The following is a 20,579-nucleotide window of genomic DNA, read 5'->3' as shown; positions in this document are numbered from 1 at the left end:
GCGGCCGCGCTCGGCCGGGCGCGCAATCCTACTTCACCGCGTCCGGCTGCACTGCGGCCGCCTCCGTGATCGGCCCGACGCTCTTGGTCGGCAGCGGGCGGTCGCGCTGCGGCCATTGCAGCGCGAACATCGCCGCGGCCAGTCCCAGCCCGAGCAGGTCCGTCAGCCAGTCAGGCTTCACCAGGCAGAAGGCCGCAGCGACGAGAAGCGCGCGCTCCCACGGGGCGCAGCGTCGCAGCAGGTAGCCGTGCAACCCGGCGGCGAGCAGCGCGATGCCGAAGCAGGAGGCGATGAAGCGCCAGATGATCGTCGGCCAGTCGCCGATCATCAGCAGCGCCGGCTCATAGACGAACATGAACGGCACGATGAACCCGGCCGCACCGATCTTCACCGCCGCCCAGCCGCTGGCCCAAAGATCGGCCTTCGCCAGCCCCGCCGCGGCATAGACCGCGAGCGCAACCGGCGGCGTGATCGCCGACAGGATGGCGAAGTAGAAGGCGAACATGTGCGCCGCCGGCATCGCGACGCCGAGCTTGATCAAGGCCGGCACCAGCAGCGAGGTCATCACGATATAGGCCGGGGTCGTCGGCATCCCCATGCCGAGCACGATCCCGGCGACGCCGGTCAGGATCAGAGCGAGCAGCAGATAGTTCTGCGACAGGCCGATCACGGCTTGCGTGAAGACGATGCCGGCACCGGTCAGCGCCACGACGCCGATCACGATGCCGGCGCAGGCGCAGGCGAGCGCAACCGCGAGCGCGTTGCGGGAGCCGTCGATCATCGCGTCGATGATGATCGGGATGCGCACGTTCCCGCGTGTCGAGGCACGCAGCGCCGCGACCGGGAAGCACAGCAGCGTCCCGGCCAGCGCCGCGAGCGGCGCGCTGTAGCCGGAATAGAGCACGCCGAGGATGGTGATGACCGGCAGGAAGAGATGCCCGCGCTCGCGCAGGGTCGTGCCGAGCTTGGGCAATTCGCTGCGCGGCACGCCCATGATGCCGTGGCGCTTGGCCTCGAAGTGCACCGCGGCGAAACAGGCGACATAGTAGAGGATCGCCGGGATCAGCGCCCAGATCACCACCTGGCCGTAGGAGACCGAGAGGAACTCGGCCATGACGAAGGCGGCCGCCCCCATGATCGGCGGCATGATCTGGCCGCCGGTCGACGCCACCGCCTCGACGCCGGCGGCGAAATGCGCCTTGAAGCCGGTCCGTTTCATCAGGGGGATCGAGATCGGCCCATCGACCATGACATTGGCGACCGCGCTGCCGGAGATCGTGCCGAACAGGCTCGACGACACCACCGAGACCTTGCCCGGCCCGCCAGCCGTGTGGCCGGTCAGCGACAGCGCGAAATCCATGAAGAGCTGGCCGGTGCCCGTCCGCTCCATGAAGGAGCCGAACAGCACGAAGATCATGACATAGGCGGCCGAGACGCCGAGCGGCGCGCCGAAGATGCCTTCCGTCGTCATGAACAACTGGTCGAGCAGCCGCATCGGCTCGACCTTCGCGACGAAGAGGCCATAGGCGAGGAAGACCAGCGCCGTGATCGGCAGCGCCCAGCCGATCAGCCGCCGCGTCGCCTCGAGCAGCAGCACGATCAGGATCACCGCCATCGCCATGTCGGCCGGCGTCATGTCGTCGACATAGTAGATCCGGTTGACGATGTAGTCGTAGTTCCAGAACAGATAGGTGATCGGCGCCATGGCGAGCGCGAGCAGGGCATAGTCGAGCAGCGAGGGCGCCGCGTCGGTTCCGGCCCGCCGATAGATCAGGAAGGTCAGCGTCAGCGCGAACAGGAGGTGCGTGCCGCGGAAAATGATCGCTTCCGGCGTGCCCTGCCCGCCGAGCGCCGGCGGCAGGATCACCCACATATGATAGAGCGCCATCGCGACCGCGATCACGGCGGTCACCAGCCGCACGACGCCGGCATGGCTGAAATCGAACCTGAATTCGGGCTTCGGAACGCTGATGTCCACTGGCATGTCCCGGCTCTAGGGCCGATCCACCGCAAGGCGGCAAGCCGCGAGCCTGCGCGGCTGGATCGGGGCATTCTTGAGGAGCGCGCGCCGGAGGCCCGGCGCGCCGGGTGTCAGTCCGTCTTCAAGGGAACCGCCGACCGCTCACTTCGCGGCGACGGTGATGCCCTTTTCCTTGTAGAAGCGCGCCGCGCCGGGGTGGAACGGCACGCCGACATCCTCGGCCATGATCTGCGGCGTCAGGCCATCCATCGTCTTGCTGGTCGCCGCGAGCGATGGGACGTTGTCGGCGATCGCCTTGGTCATCGCGTAGATCTGGTCGGCCGGCAGCTTGCAGGAGGCGACGATATGGGTGGCGTAGCCGATCACCTTCACATCCTCGCCCTGCTTCGGATAGGTGCCCTTCGGCACGGTCACCAGCGTGTAGCCGGGATTGAGCTTCCGCATCCCGTCGAGATCGGCCGAAAGGTCGAGGAGCTTGATGTCGCGCGCCGAGGCGAGGTCCATCACCGCGCCGGACGGGATCGCGGTGCCGAGCGTGAAGGCCTGGGCATGGCCGTCCTTCACCTGCTCGACCGAGTCCGTATAGGAGACGAAGGACACCTTGACGTCGCTGTAGCTCAGGCCATGCACCTTCAGGAGCTGGCCGGTGATGAGCTCGCCGGTATTGCCGCGCGGCTGGGTGGTGATCGCCTTGCCCTTCAGGTCCTTGACCGTCTTGATCCCTGAATCCGCCGGCACCAGCATCTGGAAATACTGCGGATAGAGCGAGGCGATATTGCAGATGTTCTCGTGCTTCTTCGGGAACGGCGCGTTGCCGGCGAGCCCGTCGACCGTCGAGATCGAGTTGCCGAAGCCGACCTCCGCCTTGCCGTCTTCGATGGCGCGTACATTGGCGATGCCGGCGCCCGGCAGCGACTGCACGCTGAGGCCCGGAACCGCTTTCTCCCAGATGTCCTTGAGTTGTCCGCCCAGCGGCACCCAGACCCCGCCCTGAGGGCCGGTCATCAGCCGCATATCGGCAGCGGCGGCCGGCGCGCAAAGCGCAGCCGTAGCGGCAAGACACAAAGCTGCACTGCTCAGTCTCGTCATCGGATTTCCTCCCTCTGAAACGATTGAACCTCGCCGCCTCTTGAGGGCGGTCGGATCAACGCCGGCAGAACCGGCGCCTACAACCATCGCGTCAAAGCTAGCGATTGGGGGCTGGCTGGCAAGTCTGGTTGTGGAGGAGGTCAGGTGGCGATAGCGCGGGAGAGGCGTCTCGCCTCGCTCCGGCTTGCAGCCGTAGCCCGAAGGGCCAAGGCTGGTGGGCCGGGCCGGAGCGCCCACCACCGCTTCAAACATAAGCCCCGCCGACGTTTGCATCGGATAAGCGTGAACGAATGTCACACAGATCTAGCTGATCGTGGAGTGGCGGGCCCACTACCCCCGGAATCGACGATCAGGTATACCGAACCAAGCGATTATCTGATGCTAGGTGCAGCGTCTTGCCGCTCCCACGGTAGATTCAGTTGAAGGCAGACATTCTTTGATTGCGAGACCCGCCGTATTGCACCACACATCCTCTAACGTCGTGCTTGTTTTGCACGCCATTGTCGCCGTGGCGGAACGCGATTGATTTAAGCCGACAGAGGTCTAACTATCCGAAAAGCTTATCCGGGGGATTCGTGTGTGCTTCTGCAAGTTCACAGCTACGGATGCGCCTGGGTTCCAATTGGTAGTGACGGAGCGTGACAATCTCCGCGATGAATGGTTCCAAGCAGCTCTCGTCGAGGGCTCGTGGACCAAGCCGCCAGCGCTTGTTCATGTTGACTGGCCCGATCTCCCGTTGGAATAGCGCTGCTGCGTTTTCACCTCACAAACTTCCCTGCCCTCGGCAATCATAATTCGGTTAAGGACTATGTCTCAGCAGGATTTACCAAGCTTACTCTGGGAAATTAACTATATTATTCCCGTCGAGGATGGCGACCCGTACAAGGCTAGCTTTTTTCAGGGCTTCGCCAGATCACTGATACGGAACACACCGATCATTCGGCTAATAAATACGCTACCTAGCGACCTTCTGGAACTCACCCCTGAAGGGCAAGACGTCCGTTTGGCTCGCCGGATGTCGGGACAGGCGGCAGTTATGTGGCATGGACAATCCCTCAAAGCGCTTACCGCGATGGTTACACCAGCATTTGCGCCTTGGACTGTACTTTTTATTGGCCCAGATCATAGTATTGAAAAGTATCGTCAATGGATCGATGCCCACTCATTCCCGCTTACGGTCGTAGCGGAAGCAGGTGGAACGGTTACATATGATAATTTCAATGTAGAGACGCTTCGCAAATCATTTATAAATATTTGCGATGCTTTACAGGGATTCGTAAGATTAGACGACATCAAAGTAGCGCAGTCACTTCTGTCTAAATGGAAAATGCAGCCGGAACGCAGTATCGGCTACCAATTAGGTGGACATAACTCCATTCATCCAAACGTCCTAGCGCTGAATTCCGCAGGGTACACAGGCCTAATTTATGGTCTGTTTAAAAATATCGACCATGGAATCGAACCCTATGTAGAACAAATTTGCAAAACAACTGAGTCAATTTTGAACGAACGTAGGATTGTAGGCGAGCGAAATGCCAACCAATACATTCGGCGCCCGCCAGGGCTTAACCTTTTTGCTCCTGCAATTTATCCGCACGTGAGAGAAATCCCGTTAAATGGCAGCATGACAGGGGAGGACAAGCGCAGGCTCATAGGTGTTCGTAATGCTCTTGAAAGACAGGAGGGCTACACCTTTGAAGCCAAGACCTCGGCACAAGCCAACGCATTCCTCGGCATTGACTCCGAGGGGAACCACCGCCCGCATTTCCTGATGCAGGAGCGAGCCGGAGAGCTGCGGCTTGCAACCGAGTGCATAGGAACCTTAGCGGCATCAGAAATATCAGCTGTCATTCGCCTGCCAAACCGAGTAAATCGTAGTGCAGGACAGGTTCGTCAATTTGCTCAGCAGTATCATTCCAAGAATAACACAGATCGGAAACGGATTGAACTCTTTAGAAAAACACAGGAATCAATAACAAATTCTATTCCACAGGATTTTTATAGATTTATTGATGATTCTGAAGATGGAATCCGCCTCGTATGCGATTCACATCTCGAATGGGCGGATATAAGAGGGCTTCCTTTATGTTTGCAGAAAGATACTATCCGCATTCCCGTTACGCCGGGGAATCTATTCATCGATCAAATATCTCCAAAACCATATGAACACCTCAGAGTTTCTGATTTTTCTGAGATACTTATACTAAGCGCGCTTGCAAGCAAAGATCCTATCAGTCAATTATTTGATATTGCCCTATCAACATTTCGACCACATTTTGCTGATAAGATAAAGATTAGAGCCGTTCAAGTTAGGAATAAAAAAGATTTCATCGACGCTCTAAACTCATTCGACGCAGCAATGCTAATTTTCGACGGCCATGGCGGTCACGAGCCTGGAAAGGCGGCTACCCTTCAACTTCTTGATGAGGAGATAAATATATGGACTCTTCAGGCAGAGCGCCCCCGAGTTCCACCAATCGTCATTCTAAGTGCGTGCGATACCCATGCTGCAGATCGGAACCATGCTTCGACAGCAAATGGATTTCTTTCGATCGGCGCCAGGACCGTGCTCGGATCGGTTTTCCCAATTGATGCTCGCGATGCGTCAGCTTTTGTTGCGCGGCTACTTTTTAGGGTTGCCGCGTTCGTGCCCAGCGCCCACAAGATGTTTAACCGCTCACTGAGTTGGATGGAGATCATGGGCGGAATGATCCGCATGCAGCTTCTAACAGATTTCTGCAGACGGTTGGAGAGAAAGGGGATTATAGAAGAAGATGGCTATAAAGCCATTCATGTAGCAGGAAACTTAGCGATTAATAGCGGAGATAAATGGCCATTTGAAACTGTAATTTCTAAAGCTAGCGAACGTGGAATCGACCGAAGAGTGCTTATCAGAGAACTTCGTGCAGCAACGGCAAATTCTACAGCGATCAGCTATCTTCAATTAGGCCGCCCTGAAACCATTATCGTTCATCCAGATAACGGTTTCGACAGTGAAGGCGGTAGCGAAATTGCTGACTCGTTGGAAATTTAGGCACTCTCGGCCGCAACTGAATTTTAGCCTCCACCGCTTCCGCCGTATTTCTAAACAAATTTTTGGCTGGCGGATCGGGAGAGGCGCAAAGCTGCTTTCGGGTCTCGGGTCTTCAACGACATTCTCAGCGTGCTCGGCTTGTTGGTCGGATGAAGCCGCCGGGGAATCGGCCAGCGGAGATAGAAGATGCCGCTTTTGGAACGCTGCAAATAGGCCGGAGTGAACACCAGAATGCCCCACCAGAATATCCCACCGGCACAATCCTCTGGCTAAGGCATTGATCTGAAATGGAATGGTGGGCCGGGCCGGACTCGAACCGGCACCGGCGCTGTTATGAGCAGCGAGCTCTAACCATTGAGCTACCGGCCCGCAGCACGCCTAGCATCCGGGCGGCGAGACGTGCAACGGCTTTGCGGCGAGCGTGGGACTTGTCAGATGGGAACTGGCGGCCCCACCCACAATTGCGCCGGATCAGGCGCGTTGCAGATTGCGGCGCCGGCGCAAGGGGCCGAGGACATTGATCTCGAGCGCGCCGACCGTGGTCGCGGCCAACGCGGCGATGCAGACCATGAGCTTCGAGGTCTCCTCCATCGCGCCTTCGATCAGGATGGCGTGAACCACACCGGCGCTGACGATCGCCACGGCCAGGACGCTGTGGGCGATGCGCCAGTTCCGGTGGGAGAGGCGCAAGCGCCGGCGCATCGCGGCGAGGATGGCCGTGAGGACGAGGCACCACAGGCTGATCACGCCGTAGAGCGAGAACGGCGTCGGCGCGACCAAGAGCAGCGCGTCCATCACGTCCTCGGGACTATAGGCGTAGAGCGCCCCGATATGCAGCGCGACTGCAGCGACGATCGCGATTCCGCCCCAGCGATGCCAGCGCAACCCGCGCGCGGCCGGCATCAGGACCGGAGCGGTTGCGGTCAGCAACGGCTGCACGAACAGCAGGCTGAGCGCGACGACGCCGGCCATGCCGCCAATGACCCAGAGAAACTCGCGGCCGCGCTGGAGCGGGCTCGCCGCCGCCGCGACCACGGGGATGGTGGCGACGGCCGCGATCGCCAGCCAGGCGAGGCCCCGCCGGCCCTTGTCAGCTCGACTTGCCGGCATTGCCCGCCGCGGGAGCGAGGACGAAGTCGACGGCCATGCTCTTGTCGTGGCGGCTGTTCAGCACCGGCCGCAGGAACAGGGTCGCAAAGCCGGGATCGTCATAGGCGATATGGATATGCGGCTGGCCGAACTGCGGAACGATCGGCGAGATATCGAGCCGGTAGCGACCGTTCACGTCGGTCATGACGCTGCCGCGATTGCTCGGCTCACGCTCGCCGCCACGCTCGGTCGCAGCCCAGATCTGGATGCGGAGATTGCGCAACGGCTCGCCACTGCCGGCTTTCCGGACGAGCCCTGAGGCAACGAAGCCGGTTCCGAGGTTTTCGACCAGCGGCGCGTTCGGGATATAGTTGTTGGCGCCGCCGCGCATCGTCTCGGTCGGGGCATGGCCACCGGTCTGCGCGCTTGCGGACGCAAGATGGCGCGGCAGCAGGCCGACAGCGCCGGCAGCCGCTGCGCCAAGGAGCAGGATCCTGCGGTTGGGATGGATGATCGTCACGGTCATGATCTGATCCTCGCCATTGCATCTGACGTCAGGAAAGACTTTGGGCGACACAGCCCGGAGGCAGCCACAGGCATCCCCGCCCGACGCATCGTCTTGTCTGTCCCATCTAAGGAGCGGCCATCGGCGAAGTCCATCGGCCGGGCCATCACCTTCCCGTCATGCCGGCGTGAGGTGACGGCCGGCAGCATAAAAAACGCCGCCGCTCGATAGGAGCGGCGGCGTTCTGGTGAGCCCGTCTTCGACGGCCTGGATCAAGCCGCCCTTGCCTGCTCGTGTTCGTGCTCGGCTGCCCCGCCCTCGCGGAAGCTGAAGCGGGAGATATGCTCCGTGAGCGAACGGGTCTGCTCGTCGGTGAGGGCGAGCGCGGCGTTGGTTTCCTCGACCAGCGCGGCGTTCTGGTGCGCCATGGTGCCGATGCCGTCGATTTCCCGGTTGATCGTCGAGACATCGGTCGCCTGGCCACGGGCCGTCTGCGAGATGCCGTTCATCAGCGCCGAGAGATCGTTGACCGAGGTCACGATGCTGCTGAACACGGCCGAGCTCTGCTCGACCAGGCCGACGCCGACCTTGACGTCGCCATGGGCGGCCTCGACCAGTTTCTTGACGTCGTTCGAGGCGTCGGCCGAGCGCTTGGCGAGGCTGCGCACCTCGCTGGCGACGACGGCGAAGCCCTTGCCGGCGTCGCCGGCGCGGGCCGCCTCGACCGCCGCGTTGAGCGCCAGGAGATTGGTCTGGAAGGCGATCTCGTCGATCATCGAGATCACTTCCGAGATCTTGCTGGAAGAGACGCGGATGCGGTGCATCGCTTCCAGCGCCGACGCGACGACCTGCTCGCCCTGCTGGGCGCGCTCCTCGGCGCTCTGGGCCATGCCGACCGCCTGAGCAGCGTCCTTGGCGGTCTTCTGGACATTGCTGGCGAAGGCGCCGAGCTGGTTGGTCGCCACCGTGACGGCGTTGCTCTCTTCGCTGGTACGCTCGGCGAGGTCAGTGACGCCGTCGAGGATCTCGCTGGTCGCGCTGCGCACCGCCGAGACAGTCTCCGACAGGCGCGCCAGCGTGCTTTCGAACTCGCCGGCGAGGCTGTTCGTGCCGTTCTTGAGCTCGGCGAAGGCGCCCTGGTAACGGCCCTCGACACGGGCGACCAGACGGCCGTCGGAGAGGTGGCCGAGGACTTCGCAGGTCTCGGACAGGCCGGCCTGGACCGTCTCCAGCAGCTCGTTCACCGAGCCGGCGAGCGCGTTGAGCTCGGCGTCGGCGAAGTTGGCGTCGACGCGCCGGCTGAAATCGCCCTGCGCCGCCGCGGCGACGACGACGCCGAAGGCCTCGCCGAGCTCCGCCATCATCTGCTGGCGCTGCTCGCGGGCGCGCTCCTCGTCCTCGACCTTGGCGAGCTCGGCGGCGCGCAGCGCCACCGCATTGTCGCGGAAGAGCAGCACGCTCTTCGAGATGTCGGCGATCTCGTCATTGCCCTTGGTCTCGACCTTCGTCTCGAGCTGACCGTCGGCGATTGCCCTGGTCGCGGCCCAGAGCCGGTTGAGGCGGCCGACGATCTGGCGCCGGACATAGAGCAGCGCCAGCGCCAGCGCGACGATCAGCGAGCCGAGGCCGATGATGCCGAGCCAGAGCTTGCTCGTCTCGATCAGCGTCTGCGTCGAGGCGGCAGCGGCCTGCGCCTCGCCGCGCGCGCCCTGCACAAGCGCATCGACCTCGCGGCGAAGATTCGCCGCCGCCTGGTCGACCTCCTTCAGCCCGCGGGTGATGCCCTCGCGGGTGGTGATGTCGCGATTGCGGATGTCGACGAGGCCCTCGGAGCCTTCCCCGACCGCGATCAGCGCCTCGACCGTGCTGGCCCGCGCCTTGTTGGCGGTGATCTTCTCGGCGTCGGAGAGAAGAGTCCGCAGCCGGTAGGCGATGCCGTTGAAGCGCTCGCGGGCAAGGCCGAGCTTCTCCTTGTCGTTGATCTGGGCGATCTCACGGAGCACGCCGACCATCTCGTTGACATTGGCCTGCAGCGTCCGCGCCAGGTCGAAGATGGCGAAGTCGCGGTCCATCAGGGTCTTGACCGCGCCGGTCAGCGCCTCGCCGGAGAGCACGGCGAGATCGTCGAGCCCGAAGGTCACCGCGAACTTGGCCTGCTCGGCCTCGCCGCTCGCCGCCTTGACGAAGGCCTCATAGGCCTTGCCGAGCTTCTCCAGCGCGGCTGCCGACTCCGAGGCGTTGCGCAGGCGCTCGCCGGTCAGGTCGTTGATGTCGTTGATCTGGCGCGAGAGGCCGTCGAGCGCGCTCTGCGCCTTCTTGTTGTCGACATTGCCCTGATCGCCGATCTTGCGCACCAGGTCGAACTGCCGGGCCTCGACCTTGTCGAATTCGCCGGTCAGGGCCGCGCGCTCGCGCACGGTCTGCACTTCCATGAAGCGCGGTGCCAGCGCGGTCGAGGCCGTCGCCGCCTGCGATAGTTCGAGCGCCAGCTCGACCACCGGCATCTTGCGCTCGACCATGTCGGCGACCGTGCTGCCGACCCGGCCATAGGAGAACCATGCGACCAGCGACGCCGCGATCGTCAGGACCGTCAGGACGCCGAGCGCCGCATAGATGCGGGCGGCGATGCCGACACGCGACGCCTTCTGGCGCGCAGGCTTCTCAGTCTTCGACATTGACGCGGTACTCCTGAAGACAAGCCCGGCAGCGCGGCGCTGGCCGGTAGCGGATCACGGACGATAGGCGGCGGCCGACGATGGTCAGCCGTGAACTGGGTGCGCTTGGAAAAATGCGGGGCAAGGGCTCGCCGGCTCGACCGTGCCGCGTGCGAGCGGCGGCGCGAGCCGGACCACGCCGGCCGACATGCGACGGCGATCGATCATGCAGGACCTCCCAGCCCCAGGCTGACCGATCCCGGTGGACCGATCGACGGCAGAATTGCGGAGGTTCGCTTAAAGAACGCTTAAGTTGCCGGATTCTTCTGAATCACTCGGCGATGGGGCGGGTTCATAAGTTGTTAGGGACTGGCGTCTTCGCAGTCCGAAGGGAGCGGCAGAGCGAACATCCGCGGGGAACCCCTCTCCCGGATGGGAGAGGGGCAGGGGTGAGGGACCGCCGCTGATTGTTTGAGCGATGCGGCGCCGTTGCGCCTTCTGTGGATAGGGCAGGCCCTCATCCCTGCCCTTCTCCCACACGGGAGAAGGGTTCCCCGCGCTCTTCATCGGTGTCTGACCTCTTCCGGGAAGGAAGCGCTCGAGCGCCCCCCTACTCCGCCGGCACCGGCCGTGGCCGGCCGTCATCGTCGATCGCGACGAAGGTGAAGCTCGCGTCGGTGACCTTCTCGTGCAGCGTGGTGCGGAAGCGCTTGGCCCAGGCCTCGACCTGGATCTTCATCGAAGTCCGGCCGACCGACTTGACCGAGGTGTAGACGCTGAGCACATCGCCGACCTTGACCGGGCGGATGAAGGTCATCGCCTCGACCGCGACGGTCACCACGCGGCCCTGCGCCCGCTCGACCCCGGCAATGCCGCCGGCCTGGTCCATGCGCGACATCACCCAGCCGCCGAAGATGTCGCCATTGGCGTTGGTGTCCGCCGGCATGGCGATGGTGCGCACGGTCAGCGTGCCGCATGGCTCCTCGACGGGATTGACGCCAGGCTCAGTCATCGTTGCCCTTCCCTTCCTCGATATGGAAGGAGTGGAGCACACGATGCAGGATCGGCGCCAGCACGAAGCCGGTGGCGATCACCACAAACAGGCCCGAGAAGATCGCATAGGCACCTGCGAAGATCTTGCCGCCGACGGTCTTGAGCTCGGCGACCGGCCCCATGCCGGACAGGATCATCGCCGCATTGACGAAGGCGTCGACCGCACTCATGCCCTCGCTGGCGGCATAGCCCGCCATGCCGATGGCGAGCCCGACCACGGTGAGCGCCAGCCAGAGCAGAATCGCTCGTCCCAAACGCAGGGCGAACTGCTGCGGCGGCAGGAGCGCCTCGCGACGATGCTCGAAGCGGGTGAGGTGGTGCATCGGCGCTCAGGCTCTGCCGAGTTCCCGCCGCACCAGCGCAGCACCGGCCGCGAGCGCCGCCAACTTGCCATAGGCGACATCGAAGGGCATCGGCGCCAGGCCGCAATTCGTGCAGGGGTAGAGCTTCTCGGGAGCGACGAAGGCGAGTGCTGCCCGGATCGTCGCCGCCACCTCTTCCGGGGTTTCGATGGCGTTGCTGGCGACGTCGATCGCACCGGCCAGCACATCCTTGCCGTCAAGCAGCCTGATCAGCTCGAGCGGCACCTTCGAATTGCGGCATTCGAGCGAGACCTGGTCGATCGAGCTCCTGGCAATCACCGGAAAGGTCTCCTCATAGTGACGCCATTGCTCGCCGAGGGTCGCCTTCCAGTCGATATTGGCCTTGATGCCGTAGCCATAGCAGATGTGCACGGCGGTGGTGACCGAAAGCTCCTGTGCCGCCCGCTCCAGGCAGGCGATGCCCCACTCGGCCACCGCACCCATATAGACGTTGAAGGCCGGCTCATCGAACTGGATGACGTCGACCCCGATGGCCTGCAGTTCCTTCGCCTCCTCGTTCAGAACGGCGGCGAAGGCCATGGCGAGGTCCTCCCGGCGGCCGTAATGCTCGTCGGCGATGGTGTCGACGATCGTCATCGGCCCCGGCAGGGTGAATTTGAGCTTGCGCTTCGTGTGCGCCCGTGCCGCTTCCGCCTCCATCCGGTGGACCGGGCCCTTGCGCCGGATCGGCCCGGTCACGGTCGGCACCTCCGCGTCGTAGCGGTTGTTGCGGATGCCCATGATCGTCTTCTTGTCGAAGTCGATCCCGTCGAGATTGGCGAGGAAGCCGTGAACGAAGTGGACGCGCGCCTGCTCGCCATCGCCGACGATGTCGAGCCCGGCATCCTCCTGCAGCTTGACCGAGAGGATGGTTGCGTCGCGCTTGCCCGCCTCCAATGCCTCGCCCGAGAGCACCCAGGGCGCCCAGAGCCTCTCCTGCTCCGCGAGCCAACGCGGCTTCGGCAGGCTGCCGGCGAGCGTGGTCTGGAGCATGGCGTTCCCTTTCGTCATTGAGCCGAGATTGACGCGCGCGCATGCTGCGTCAAGTCATGTTCGCCGAAGGAGGAAGCGATGACCATGCCACCGCCGATGATCTGCATCTCGCTGCGCTATGCGAACGCGCCGCGCATCTATGACTGGCTGATCGAGGCCTTCGGCTTCGAGAAGCACGCGGCCTACTATTCCGAGGACGGCAAGACGCTGCTGCATGGCGAGCTGCGCATGGGCCAGAGCTTCGTCATGCTCGGCTCTTCCGACAACAACGAATTCGGCAAGCTCGTCTCGCGCCCGGCCGAGCTCGGTGGCACCACCGCCTCGCCCTATATCGCGACGACCGACATCGATGCGCTCTGCGAACGCGCCCGCAAGGCCGGCGCCGAGATCTGCATGGAGCCGACCGACCAGCCCTATGGCAGCCGTGACTTCATCTGCAAGGACCCGGAGGGGCATGTCTGGTGCTTCGGCACCTATAGGCCGGGGGCTGCCTCGGCCTGACCGAGAGCCGGAACAAGTGGAGCCCTCATCCTGAGGAGCCGCGCAGCGGCGTCTCGAAGGATGCTTCAGGAGGCTCTGGAACCAGCTGGAACATCCTTCGAGACGCAGACTTACGTCTGCTCCTCAGGATGAGGGCTAGGGGTGTCACGCCGTCGCCAGCTTCGGCCGCGCCTTCAGCATCAGCCAGCAGACGATCGCGAGATTGATCAGGTTCCAGGCGAGGCCGTTGAGGAAGGCGAGCCGGTAGGACGAGGTCGCGTCGAAGATCCATCCGGAGACCCAGCCGCCGAAGGCCATGCCGAAGATCGTCGCCGACATCACCACGCCGATGCGCGCCCCCGCCTCGCGCGGCGGCATGTAGTCACGGATCGCCACCGCATACATCGGCACGATCCCGCCCTGGAACAGGCCGAAGATGCCGGTGACGACGAAGAGCGAGCTCAGCCCGTCGAACCAGAGATAGAGGAAGAGCGCCATGCCCTGCATCAGCGAGGACAGAGCGAGAGTCGCGGTGCCGCCGATCCTGTCGGCGACGAAGCCGGAGCCGACGCGGCTGACGATGCCGAGCGCCATCATCACGGTCAGCATCTCGGCGCCGCGCGCCACGCCATAGCCGAGGTCGCTGCAATAGGCGACGATATGGACCTGCGGCATCGACATCGCGACGCAGCAGCAGAAGCCGGCGACGACCAGCAGCAGCTGCAACTGGTTCGGCGAAAGTCCGAGGCTGCCGCGTGCGCCGGCGCTGGTCGCCTCCGCCGCCGCGAAGCTTGCCGCATTGGGGCGGCGGCGGAACAGCGGCGCCAACGGCATCATCACCGCGAACGCCGCGATGCCGAGCCACAGATGCGTCGTGCGCAGGCCATGCGTCTCGACGCCCCAGTTGATCAGCTGCGGCCAGAACATGCCGGCGAGATAGCTGCCGGAGGCCCCGAAGACGACGGCGAGGCCGCGATAGCGCTTGAACCAGTGCGACAGGTCGGCGATCAGCGGCGAGAACCCGGTCGCGGCGCCGAGCCCGATCAGGAAGCCATGCGCCAGCGCGAACTGCCAGAGCGAGGCAGACACGGATGCGAGCGCATAACCGGCGGCGAGCAGCACTGCGCCGAGCACGATCGGCCAGACGATGCCGAACCGGTCGACCAGGCGGCCCATGACGATATTGCCGATGCCGAAGCCGATCATGGCGAAGGTGTAGGGTAGCGTGGCATCGGCGCGCATGACGCCGAATTCCTGCTGCACCGCCGTCACCACCACGACAGCCGACCAGGAGCCGACGCAAGCCACCGTTCCGATCAGCAGGGCAAGCGCCAGCCTGAACCAGGCATAGGGCGAATCCGGCGCGTAGCGCGCGTCCTGGGCGTCCATGTTTCCTCGCGAGCGCGACGGAGAACGATCTTCTCTCTGCCCGAGCATTAGGCAGCGTTGAGCGCCGCCACAAGCGCGCGGGCGCCGGGGCGATGCAGCGTGGATGTAGGATCAGCTTCCGCTGTATTCGATCGGCTTGCATCATACGGCGGCGACGGCATGCTCGGCATCCGAATGGAGGAGCGATGGCGAGGATCTGCATCTACGGCGCCGGATCGATCGGCTGCTATCTCGGCGGACGGCTCGCGGCCGGCGGCGCCGAAATCGGCTTTATTGGCCGCCCCGGGATCGGCGAAGAACTCCGGGCACATGGCCTGACACTGACGCATTATGATGGCGGCAGCTGGCGGGTCGCGCCGGATGCCATCGCCTTCTCGACCGATCCGAACGCAGCAGCGACCGCCGATCTCATTCTGGTCACTGTGAAATCCGGCGCCACGGCGCAGGCCGCGGCCGAGCTTGCGGCGGTAGTTTCGCCGGGCGCGGCCGTGATCAGCTTCCAGAACGGCATCGGCAATGCCGATACGCTACGCGCCGCCTTGCCCGGCCGCACCGTGCTCACCGGCATGGTGCCGTTCAATGTGGTCAGGCGCGGCCCCGGTGCCTTTCATCAGGGCTCCGAGGGAGAACCCGAGGTCGAGGAGGCAAAGGCACTGGCTCCGTTCCTCGCCGACTTCGCCCGCGCCGGTTTCGCCCTGCGCCGGCACCGCGACATGCTGCCGGTGCAGTGGGCCAAGCTGCTCTTCAATCTGAACAACGCCGTCAACGCCCTTTCAGGCCTGCCATTGCAGCAGGAGCTGGCGCAGCGCGACTATCGCCATTGCCTTGCGCTCGCCCAGGCCGAGGCGCTCGTGCTGCTCTCGCAAGCCGGGATCGCGCCCGCCAAGCTGACGCCGCTGCCGGCGCGCTGGATCCCGGCGCTGCTGCGCCTGCCCGACGCGCTCTTCACGCGCCTCGCCCGCAAGATGCTGGCGATCGACCCGCTGGCCCGCTCTTCCATGGCCGATGATCTTGCTGCCGGCCGCCCGACCGAGGTCGACTGGATCAATGGCGAGATAGTGCGCCTCGCACAACGGCTCGGCCGCAGAGCTCCTGCGAACGAGCGACTGGTCGCGCTCGTCCATGCAGCCGAGGCGAGCGGCGGAAGACAGAACTGGAGCGGCGAGGCCTTGCTCGCCGAGCTCTCGGCAAGTCCCAAGCGCAGCTAGCTCAGCCCCTGCGCCCGGTCAGCTCGGCATATTGCTCGGCGGGCAATGGCCGCCCGAGCATGTAGCCCTGCATGTAGTTGCAGCCCTCGTCGATCAGGAAGTCGAGCTGCTCGCGCGTCTCGACGCCTTCCGCCACGACCTCGATGTCGAGCGCATGGCCGAGCGCGATCACCGCGCGCGTGATCGCCGCCGCCTCCGAGGCGACACCGAGATTGGCGACGAAGCTGCGATCGATCTTCAGCGTCGAGAGCGGGAACATGTGCAGATAGGAGAGCGAGGAATAGCCGGTACCGAAATCGTCGAGCGCGATGCGCACGCCAAGCGCCTTGATCCGGTGCAGCACCAGCATGGTGCGGTCGAAATCGGTGATCATCACCCCTTCGGTGATCTCGAGCTCGAGCCGCTCCGGCTCGAGGCCGGTCTCGACCAGGATCTCGTCGATCAGCCCCGGCAGGTCGCCATGGCGGAACTGCAGCGGCGAGACGTTGACGGCGATGCGCAGCGGCTTTTCCCAGCTCGCCGCCTCGGTGCAGGCCTGGCACAACAGCTCCCGCGCCAACGGCAGGATCAGCCCGCTCGCCTCCGCTGCCGGTATGAACTCGGACGGCGGAACGACGCCACGTTCGGGGTGGATCCAGCGCGCCAGCGCCTCGAAGCCGGTCAGGATGCCCGCCGCCGAGAAGACCGGCTGATAGTGCAGATGCAGCCGCTTCTGCGCGATCGCCGCCTCGAGATCTTCGGCGAGATCATGCCGCTCGCTCGCAGCATTGGGACCGGCCTGCGCGCCCGATGTGACGTCGACGAGCAGACTGATCGCGCCGGTGAGCTTGCCCGTGGAATCGTAGAGCGGTGTCGGCAGCGGCATCAACCGCACGCGGCTGCCGTCGGGCCGCTCGACCAGCGCCTCGACGCCACGCACCTCGCGCTCCTCGCGCAGCGCGACCGCCATTGGACAGTCTTCAAGCGGCAAGGGCGAACCGTCGGTCCGGAACAGCTTATGGCTTATGCACCAGCGATCGCGGCCGAGCTCAGGCTCGCGTCCGACGAGCCGGGCAGCGGCCTGATTGAAATAGGTGACGTGCCCGTCGGCATCGGTCGTATAGAGCGCCATCGGCAACTGCGCCACGACCTCGCGAAACCAGCTACCGCCGCCGCAGCCGGCCCCCATATCCTGGGATGTGTCCGGCTTCTGATCACCGGGGCGCATGGGGGGCATGAAAACGGTCTCGATCCGACAAGCGAGGTGACGGTATCAAAGCCTGAAAAACCGAATAAAGTTTTAAATGGCAGGAGCCCGTCCCGATGCCTCAGCCAAATCCCTAGCGGGCTCATCGAGAAACAATTCACAATAATGGTATAATTCAAGTCAAAATCTTGGAGTATCCTAAGGGTACGCCGATATTCACTCAGATATAAAAATTTTAATCGATTTCTCTGGATATCAACGCAAAACATTTCTCACAATGGAGCAGAGATTTTCATAAGCCCCTATTTGAACAAGCGTTCGCCTTGCTCATCGATCAACTGCCTGGCCTTGGTGATGGCGAAATCCGCCGCCTCCTCGGCACCCGGGAAGCGATCGGCCCGGATGAAGCGGTGGCTTTTCACCTCCCCGTCGATCTCCTTCTCGATCACCCCAGCAAGCTGCTGCTGCCCGCCCTCGGGGAACGGCGTCGCATGGATGGTGAAGCCCTTGTACTCGGTGCTCTTCAGCGGCGCGGCGGGACCGGCCGGCTTGGCGTCCTTGCGGCCGAACAGGGATTTGAGAAAGGACATGGCAGGCTCCATCTGACCCGCGCTGTATAGCCCAGATCGGGGCCGCTTGGCCAAGGGGCAAAGAAGCCAAGCCATTCCTCGCGGGCCTGAAGAATGGCAATGGTGACCCGCCTCAGGAGCTTGCGCATCTGCTGCGCTACAGGCGACTGGCGAAACGGCGTGAGCATCACCATATTTCTTGAAGACAGGGCGGAATAGAGGCCCGCCCACCTTTCGCGCTCTTCTTGGCCCGCTCTGTCGCAGGAGCAGCCATGACGCGCTTCTTCAAATCTCTTCTGCCGTTCTTGCTGGTATTGCCACTTCTGTCCGGCAACGCCCGCGCGCAGGCTCCCGCCGGTCTTGCCTGTGCCGATCGCAGCCTGGCGACGACGCAACTGCACGAGCTCTATGGCGAGCACCGGATCGGCTATGGCCTTGCCGCGAACGGCAACGTGATCGAGCTCTTCGCCGCCCCGAACGGCTCCTTCACCCTGTTCGCGACCTTGCCGCATGGCCTGAGCTGCCTGATCGCCTCCGGGCAATCCTGGGAGCCGCCGCCTGAGTACGAGCATTATGCCGGCCGCTAGAGCACGCGCCGATCAGGTTGCTACGCAATCTGATCGGATAACGCGTTCTCTTTCAATGATTTAGAGACGGATTCACTGATCAGGTTGTTTCAACCTGATCGGATCCGGCTCTAAGAGCTCGGCAGGTCAAGCGGACGAATAGCGCGACGTTCCCGGCGTGAGCGGGACAGCCACCCTTTTCCCCACATCGCCTCCCCGCTGGGGTGCTTGCGTGCCTCGTCAGAATAGTACCATACTAGATGGTACTATTTTTGGAGGTCAGCATGAACATCTGGCTCGCTCTTGCCGCCGCCATTGCGGCTGCCACCACGTTGATCCACGTCATTCTTGGTGGCAGGCACGTCGCCGCGCCGCTGCTGGCGACCGAGCGGCTGCACGCCGCACCTAAATTCACCATGTATTATTGCTGGCATCTGGTCACGATCGTGCTCGCCGCACTGGCGCTCGCTTTCGGCCTCGCGGCGACCGGCCGGGGCAGTCGCGACCTTGCCCTCTTCGCCACTGTCGGCGCCACGCTGTTCTGTCTATGGGGCCTCGCCATGGTCGGGCTGTTCCGCCTGCGGATCGCACATTTCCCGCAATGGGCGCTGTTCGCAGCGATCGCCGTCAGCGGGACGATCGGCCTGTGGCAGTGACCTCCCCTGCTCCGCGCCGGTTCCGCCAAACCGACTGGCTCGCTCTCGGCCTAACCGCTCTCGCCGAGCAGGGGCCTTCCGGGCTGACGATCGAGGCGCTGTGCCGGCGCGCCGGCAAGACCAAGGGCTCGTTCTACGCGCATTTTCCCGCGATCGAAGCCTACCTCGCCGCGCTCGCCGGGCATTGGCGCGAGACCCATACGCTTCGCCTGATGCAGGAAGTCGACAAGGGCGGAGCGGCGCAGGACCGGCTGATCGCGCTCGACCGGATGGCTCTTTCCCTCGATATGCGTGCCGAGCAGGGCATGCGCCGCCTTGCCCAGCTCGATGCCGGCGTGGCCACGATTTGCGCAGAGGTGGACCGCGAACGCGTCGGCTATCTTGAGAAACTCCACGGTGAGAGCGGGCGCTTCACGCCCGAGGAAGCCCTCGCCCTCGCCCGCGTCGAATACGCCGCCTTCATCGGTTTCCAGCAACTCGATCTCGGTCTGTCGCAGGACGACCTGCACGAGTGCTACGCCACGTTCATGCGGCTGGTGGCTCCGCCGTCTTTCCGGGGCAGGCCGTAGGCCTGAGCCCGGAATCCAGAACCGATGCCGCTCCTCGGCCAAGCAAAGCGATCGGAGCAACTTCTCGAGCCAGGGAATCGGTTCTGGATTCCGGGCCCTTCGCTACGCGAAGTCCCGGAATGACGGCGCAGTGCCTGTCTACCCCAGATGCAGCACGACCTCGCGCCGATGCGGGCTGGTGCGATGCTCGAACAGGTAGATCCCCTGCCAGGTGCCGAGCGCGAGCCGGCCACCGCTCACCGGGATCGAGAGCGAGACCGGCAGCACCGCCGCCTTGATATGGGCCGGCATGTCGTCCGGCCCCTCGGCGCGATGGGTCAGATAGGCCATCGCCGGATCATCCGCCGGCGGCACGAGCCGGGCGAAGAAGGCGGCGAGATCGCGCCTGACATCCGGATCGGCATTCTCCTGGATCAGCAGCGAGCAGGAGGTATGGCGCACGAACAGCGTCAGCAGCCCGACATCGACCGCCGCCTCGCGCACGAAGCGGGCGACGGCGTCGGTGAACTCGTAGAGGCCAGCTCCACGCGTCTCGACGCTCAGGCGGGTCTGCTTGCCCGCCATCAGCGCTCGGTCAGCGCCAGCTTGACACCCAGCGCGACGAAGGCGGCGGCGAAGGTGCGCCGGAGCCAGGCCATCACTGCCGGCCGGCTCACCACCTTGTCACGCATCGCCGCAGCAAACAGGCCGTAGAGCGCGAAGACGATGAAGGTCATCGCCATGAACACACCCGAGAGCTCGAGCATGCGCGCCATCGGGCTTGCCTCGTTGGCGGCGATGAACTGCGGCAGGAAGGCGACGAAGAAGATCGAGAGCTTCGGATTGAGCACGTTGATCGCGATGCCGTCGACCAGCACGCGCCAGGCCGAGCGCTTGTCGGCCTTGGTCTCGACGCTGAGCGCCCCCTGCTCCTTCAGCGTCTGCCAGGCCATCCAGAGCAGATAGGCGACACCGGCATATTTGACGATCTCGAAGGCGAGCGCGCTGGCGTGCAGCAGGGCCGCGAGGCCCATCATCGCCGCCAGCAGATGCGGCACGATGCCGAGCGTGCAGGCGAAGGAGGCGAGCACGCTGGCCTTGGCCCCGCGCGCCAGGCCGGCGGCGATGGTGTAGATCGCGCCGGTCCCGGGCGAGGCGACGATGATCAGCGAGGTCAGCAGGAATTCGGGGGACATGCGTGGCTCCACTTCCTGCGA

At 63.9% G+C, this 20,579-nt stretch carries 20 protein-coding genes and 1 tRNA gene; 6 read left to right on the top strand and 15 right to left on the bottom strand.

Annotation, left to right across the window (positions count from 1 at the left end; all coding sequences use genetic code 11):
• Nucleotides 1-28: 28 nt before the first annotated feature.
• Nucleotides 29-1,984, bottom strand: coding sequence for a TRAP transporter permease (locus ACSQ24_RS06350; RefSeq protein ID WP_436093870.1), 1,956 nt, complete (start codon nucleotides 1,982-1,984; stop codon nucleotides 29-31).
• Nucleotides 1,985-2,122: 138 nt separating this feature from the next.
• Nucleotides 2,123-3,070, bottom strand: coding sequence for a TAXI family TRAP transporter solute-binding subunit (locus tag ACSQ24_RS06345; protein WP_436093869.1), 948 nt, complete (start codon nucleotides 3,068-3,070; stop codon nucleotides 2,123-2,125).
• Between the two features lie 808 nt (nucleotides 3,071-3,878).
• Here ACSQ24_RS06345 and ACSQ24_RS06340 point away from each other — a divergent pair.
• Nucleotides 3,879-6,104, top strand: coding sequence for a CHAT domain-containing protein (locus ACSQ24_RS06340; protein ID WP_436093868.1), 2,226 nt, complete (start codon nucleotides 3,879-3,881; stop codon nucleotides 6,102-6,104).
• Between the two features lie 50 nt (nucleotides 6,105-6,154).
• Here ACSQ24_RS06340 and ACSQ24_RS06335 read toward each other — a convergent pair whose 3' ends face one another.
• The 8 genes from ACSQ24_RS06335 to ACSQ24_RS06300 form a co-directional block, all read right to left on the bottom strand.
• A complete protein-coding gene (locus tag ACSQ24_RS06335; protein WP_436093867.1) occupies nucleotides 6,155-6,331 on the bottom strand; it encodes a DUF6538 domain-containing protein in 177 nt (58 codons plus the stop codon).
• A gap of 66 nt (nucleotides 6,332-6,397) precedes the next feature.
• Nucleotides 6,398-6,473, bottom strand: a tRNA-Ile gene (locus ACSQ24_RS06330).
• 102 nt (nucleotides 6,474-6,575) lie between these two features.
• Entirely contained in the window at nucleotides 6,576-7,214 is a 639-nt protein-coding gene (locus ACSQ24_RS06325; RefSeq protein ID WP_436093866.1) for a ferric reductase-like transmembrane domain-containing protein, read from the bottom strand.
• Nucleotides 7,195-7,719 (bottom strand): twin-arginine translocation pathway signal, encoded by a 525-nt coding sequence (locus ACSQ24_RS06320; protein ID WP_436093865.1) that lies wholly within the window; start codon nucleotides 7,717-7,719, stop codon nucleotides 7,195-7,197. Before ACSQ24_RS06320 ends, ACSQ24_RS06325 begins: the two co-directional genes overlap by 20 nt.
• 251 nt (nucleotides 7,720-7,970) lie before the next feature.
• Nucleotides 7,971-10,373, bottom strand: coding sequence for a methyl-accepting chemotaxis protein (locus ACSQ24_RS06315; RefSeq protein WP_436093864.1), 2,403 nt, complete (start codon nucleotides 10,371-10,373; stop codon nucleotides 7,971-7,973).
• A 589-nt stretch (nucleotides 10,374-10,962) separates the two neighbouring features.
• On the bottom strand, nucleotides 10,963-11,364 hold the full coding sequence (locus tag ACSQ24_RS06310; RefSeq protein WP_436093863.1) for an acyl-CoA thioesterase: 402 nt from the start codon (nucleotides 11,362-11,364) through the stop codon (nucleotides 10,963-10,965).
• On the bottom strand, nucleotides 11,357-11,728 hold the full coding sequence (locus ACSQ24_RS06305; RefSeq protein WP_436093862.1) for a hypothetical protein: 372 nt from the start codon (nucleotides 11,726-11,728) through the stop codon (nucleotides 11,357-11,359). The genes ACSQ24_RS06310 and ACSQ24_RS06305 overlap by 8 nt, the downstream gene beginning before the upstream one ends.
• Nucleotides 11,729-11,734: 6 nt before the next feature.
• A complete protein-coding gene (locus ACSQ24_RS06300; RefSeq protein WP_436093861.1) occupies nucleotides 11,735-12,760 on the bottom strand; it encodes a methionine synthase in 1,026 nt (341 codons plus the stop codon).
• Nucleotides 12,761-12,838: 78 nt separating this feature from the next.
• Here ACSQ24_RS06300 and ACSQ24_RS06295 point away from each other — a divergent pair, with 78 nt between their 5' ends.
• Nucleotides 12,839-13,261, top strand: coding sequence for a VOC family protein (locus ACSQ24_RS06295; protein WP_436093860.1), 423 nt, complete (start codon nucleotides 12,839-12,841; stop codon nucleotides 13,259-13,261).
• A gap of 144 nt (nucleotides 13,262-13,405) precedes the next feature.
• On the opposite strand, the gene ACSQ24_RS06290 is transcribed toward ACSQ24_RS06295, so the two are convergent.
• Nucleotides 13,406-14,629 carry an MFS transporter gene (locus tag ACSQ24_RS06290; protein ID WP_436093859.1) on the bottom strand — a complete coding sequence of 408 codons (1,224 nt, stop codon included), beginning with the start codon at nucleotides 14,627-14,629 and terminating at the stop codon, nucleotides 13,406-13,408.
• A gap of 185 nt (nucleotides 14,630-14,814) precedes the next feature.
• Between ACSQ24_RS06290 and ACSQ24_RS06285 the strand changes: the two genes are divergently transcribed.
• The gene (locus ACSQ24_RS06285) at nucleotides 14,815-15,837 is read left to right on the top strand and encodes a 2-dehydropantoate 2-reductase (RefSeq protein WP_436093858.1); all 1,023 of its coding nucleotides are present in this window, start codon (nucleotides 14,815-14,817) and stop codon (nucleotides 15,835-15,837) included.
• A 1-nt stretch (nucleotide 15,838) separates the two neighbouring features.
• Here ACSQ24_RS06285 and ACSQ24_RS06280 read toward each other — a convergent pair whose 3' ends face one another.
• Nucleotides 15,839-17,053 carry an EAL domain-containing protein gene (locus ACSQ24_RS06280; protein ID WP_436093857.1) on the bottom strand — a complete coding sequence of 405 codons (1,215 nt, stop codon included), beginning with the start codon at nucleotides 17,051-17,053 and terminating at the stop codon, nucleotides 15,839-15,841.
• A 272-nt stretch (nucleotides 17,054-17,325) separates the two neighbouring features.
• Nucleotides 17,326-17,613 (bottom strand): HlyU family transcriptional regulator, encoded by a 288-nt coding sequence (locus tag ACSQ24_RS06275; RefSeq protein ID WP_436093856.1) that lies wholly within the window; start codon nucleotides 17,611-17,613, stop codon nucleotides 17,326-17,328.
• 251 nt (nucleotides 17,614-17,864) lie between these two features.
• On the opposite strand from ACSQ24_RS06275, the gene ACSQ24_RS06270 reads away from it, so the two are divergent.
• The 3 genes from ACSQ24_RS06270 (at nucleotide 17,865) to ACSQ24_RS06260 (ending at nucleotide 19,383) form a co-directional block, all read left to right on the top strand.
• Nucleotides 17,865-18,179, top strand: coding sequence for a hypothetical protein (locus ACSQ24_RS06270; RefSeq protein WP_436093855.1), 315 nt, complete (start codon nucleotides 17,865-17,867; stop codon nucleotides 18,177-18,179).
• Between the two features lie 263 nt (nucleotides 18,180-18,442).
• On the top strand, nucleotides 18,443-18,814 hold the full coding sequence (locus tag ACSQ24_RS06265) for a hypothetical protein (RefSeq protein ID WP_436093854.1): 372 nt from the start codon (nucleotides 18,443-18,445) through the stop codon (nucleotides 18,812-18,814).
• On the top strand, nucleotides 18,805-19,383 hold the full coding sequence (locus tag ACSQ24_RS06260; RefSeq protein ID WP_436093853.1) for a TetR/AcrR family transcriptional regulator: 579 nt from the start codon (nucleotides 18,805-18,807) through the stop codon (nucleotides 19,381-19,383). Before ACSQ24_RS06265 ends, ACSQ24_RS06260 begins: the two co-directional genes overlap by 10 nt.
• A gap of 138 nt (nucleotides 19,384-19,521) precedes the next feature.
• Here the strand turns inward: ACSQ24_RS06260 and ACSQ24_RS06255 are convergent, their stop codons facing one another.
• Together ACSQ24_RS06255 and ACSQ24_RS06250 are read right to left on the bottom strand one after the other, a co-directional pair.
• Nucleotides 19,522-19,947: a secondary thiamine-phosphate synthase enzyme YjbQ gene (locus ACSQ24_RS06255; RefSeq protein ID WP_436093852.1), complete on the bottom strand. Its 426-nt coding sequence runs from the start codon at nucleotides 19,945-19,947 to the stop codon at nucleotides 19,522-19,524.
• The gene (locus tag ACSQ24_RS06250; RefSeq protein ID WP_436093851.1) at nucleotides 19,947-20,558 is read right to left on the bottom strand and encodes a LysE family translocator; all 612 of its coding nucleotides are present in this window, start codon (nucleotides 20,556-20,558) and stop codon (nucleotides 19,947-19,949) included. The genes ACSQ24_RS06255 and ACSQ24_RS06250 overlap by 1 nt, the downstream gene beginning before the upstream one ends.
• Nucleotides 20,559-20,579 lie beyond the last annotated feature (21 nt).

It is taken from the genome of Allobosea sp. LjRoot237 (assembly GCF_964253285.1).
GTDB lineage: Bacteria > Pseudomonadota > Alphaproteobacteria > Rhizobiales > Beijerinckiaceae > Allobosea.
This window is presented reverse-complemented; position numbering and strand designations above follow the sequence as displayed.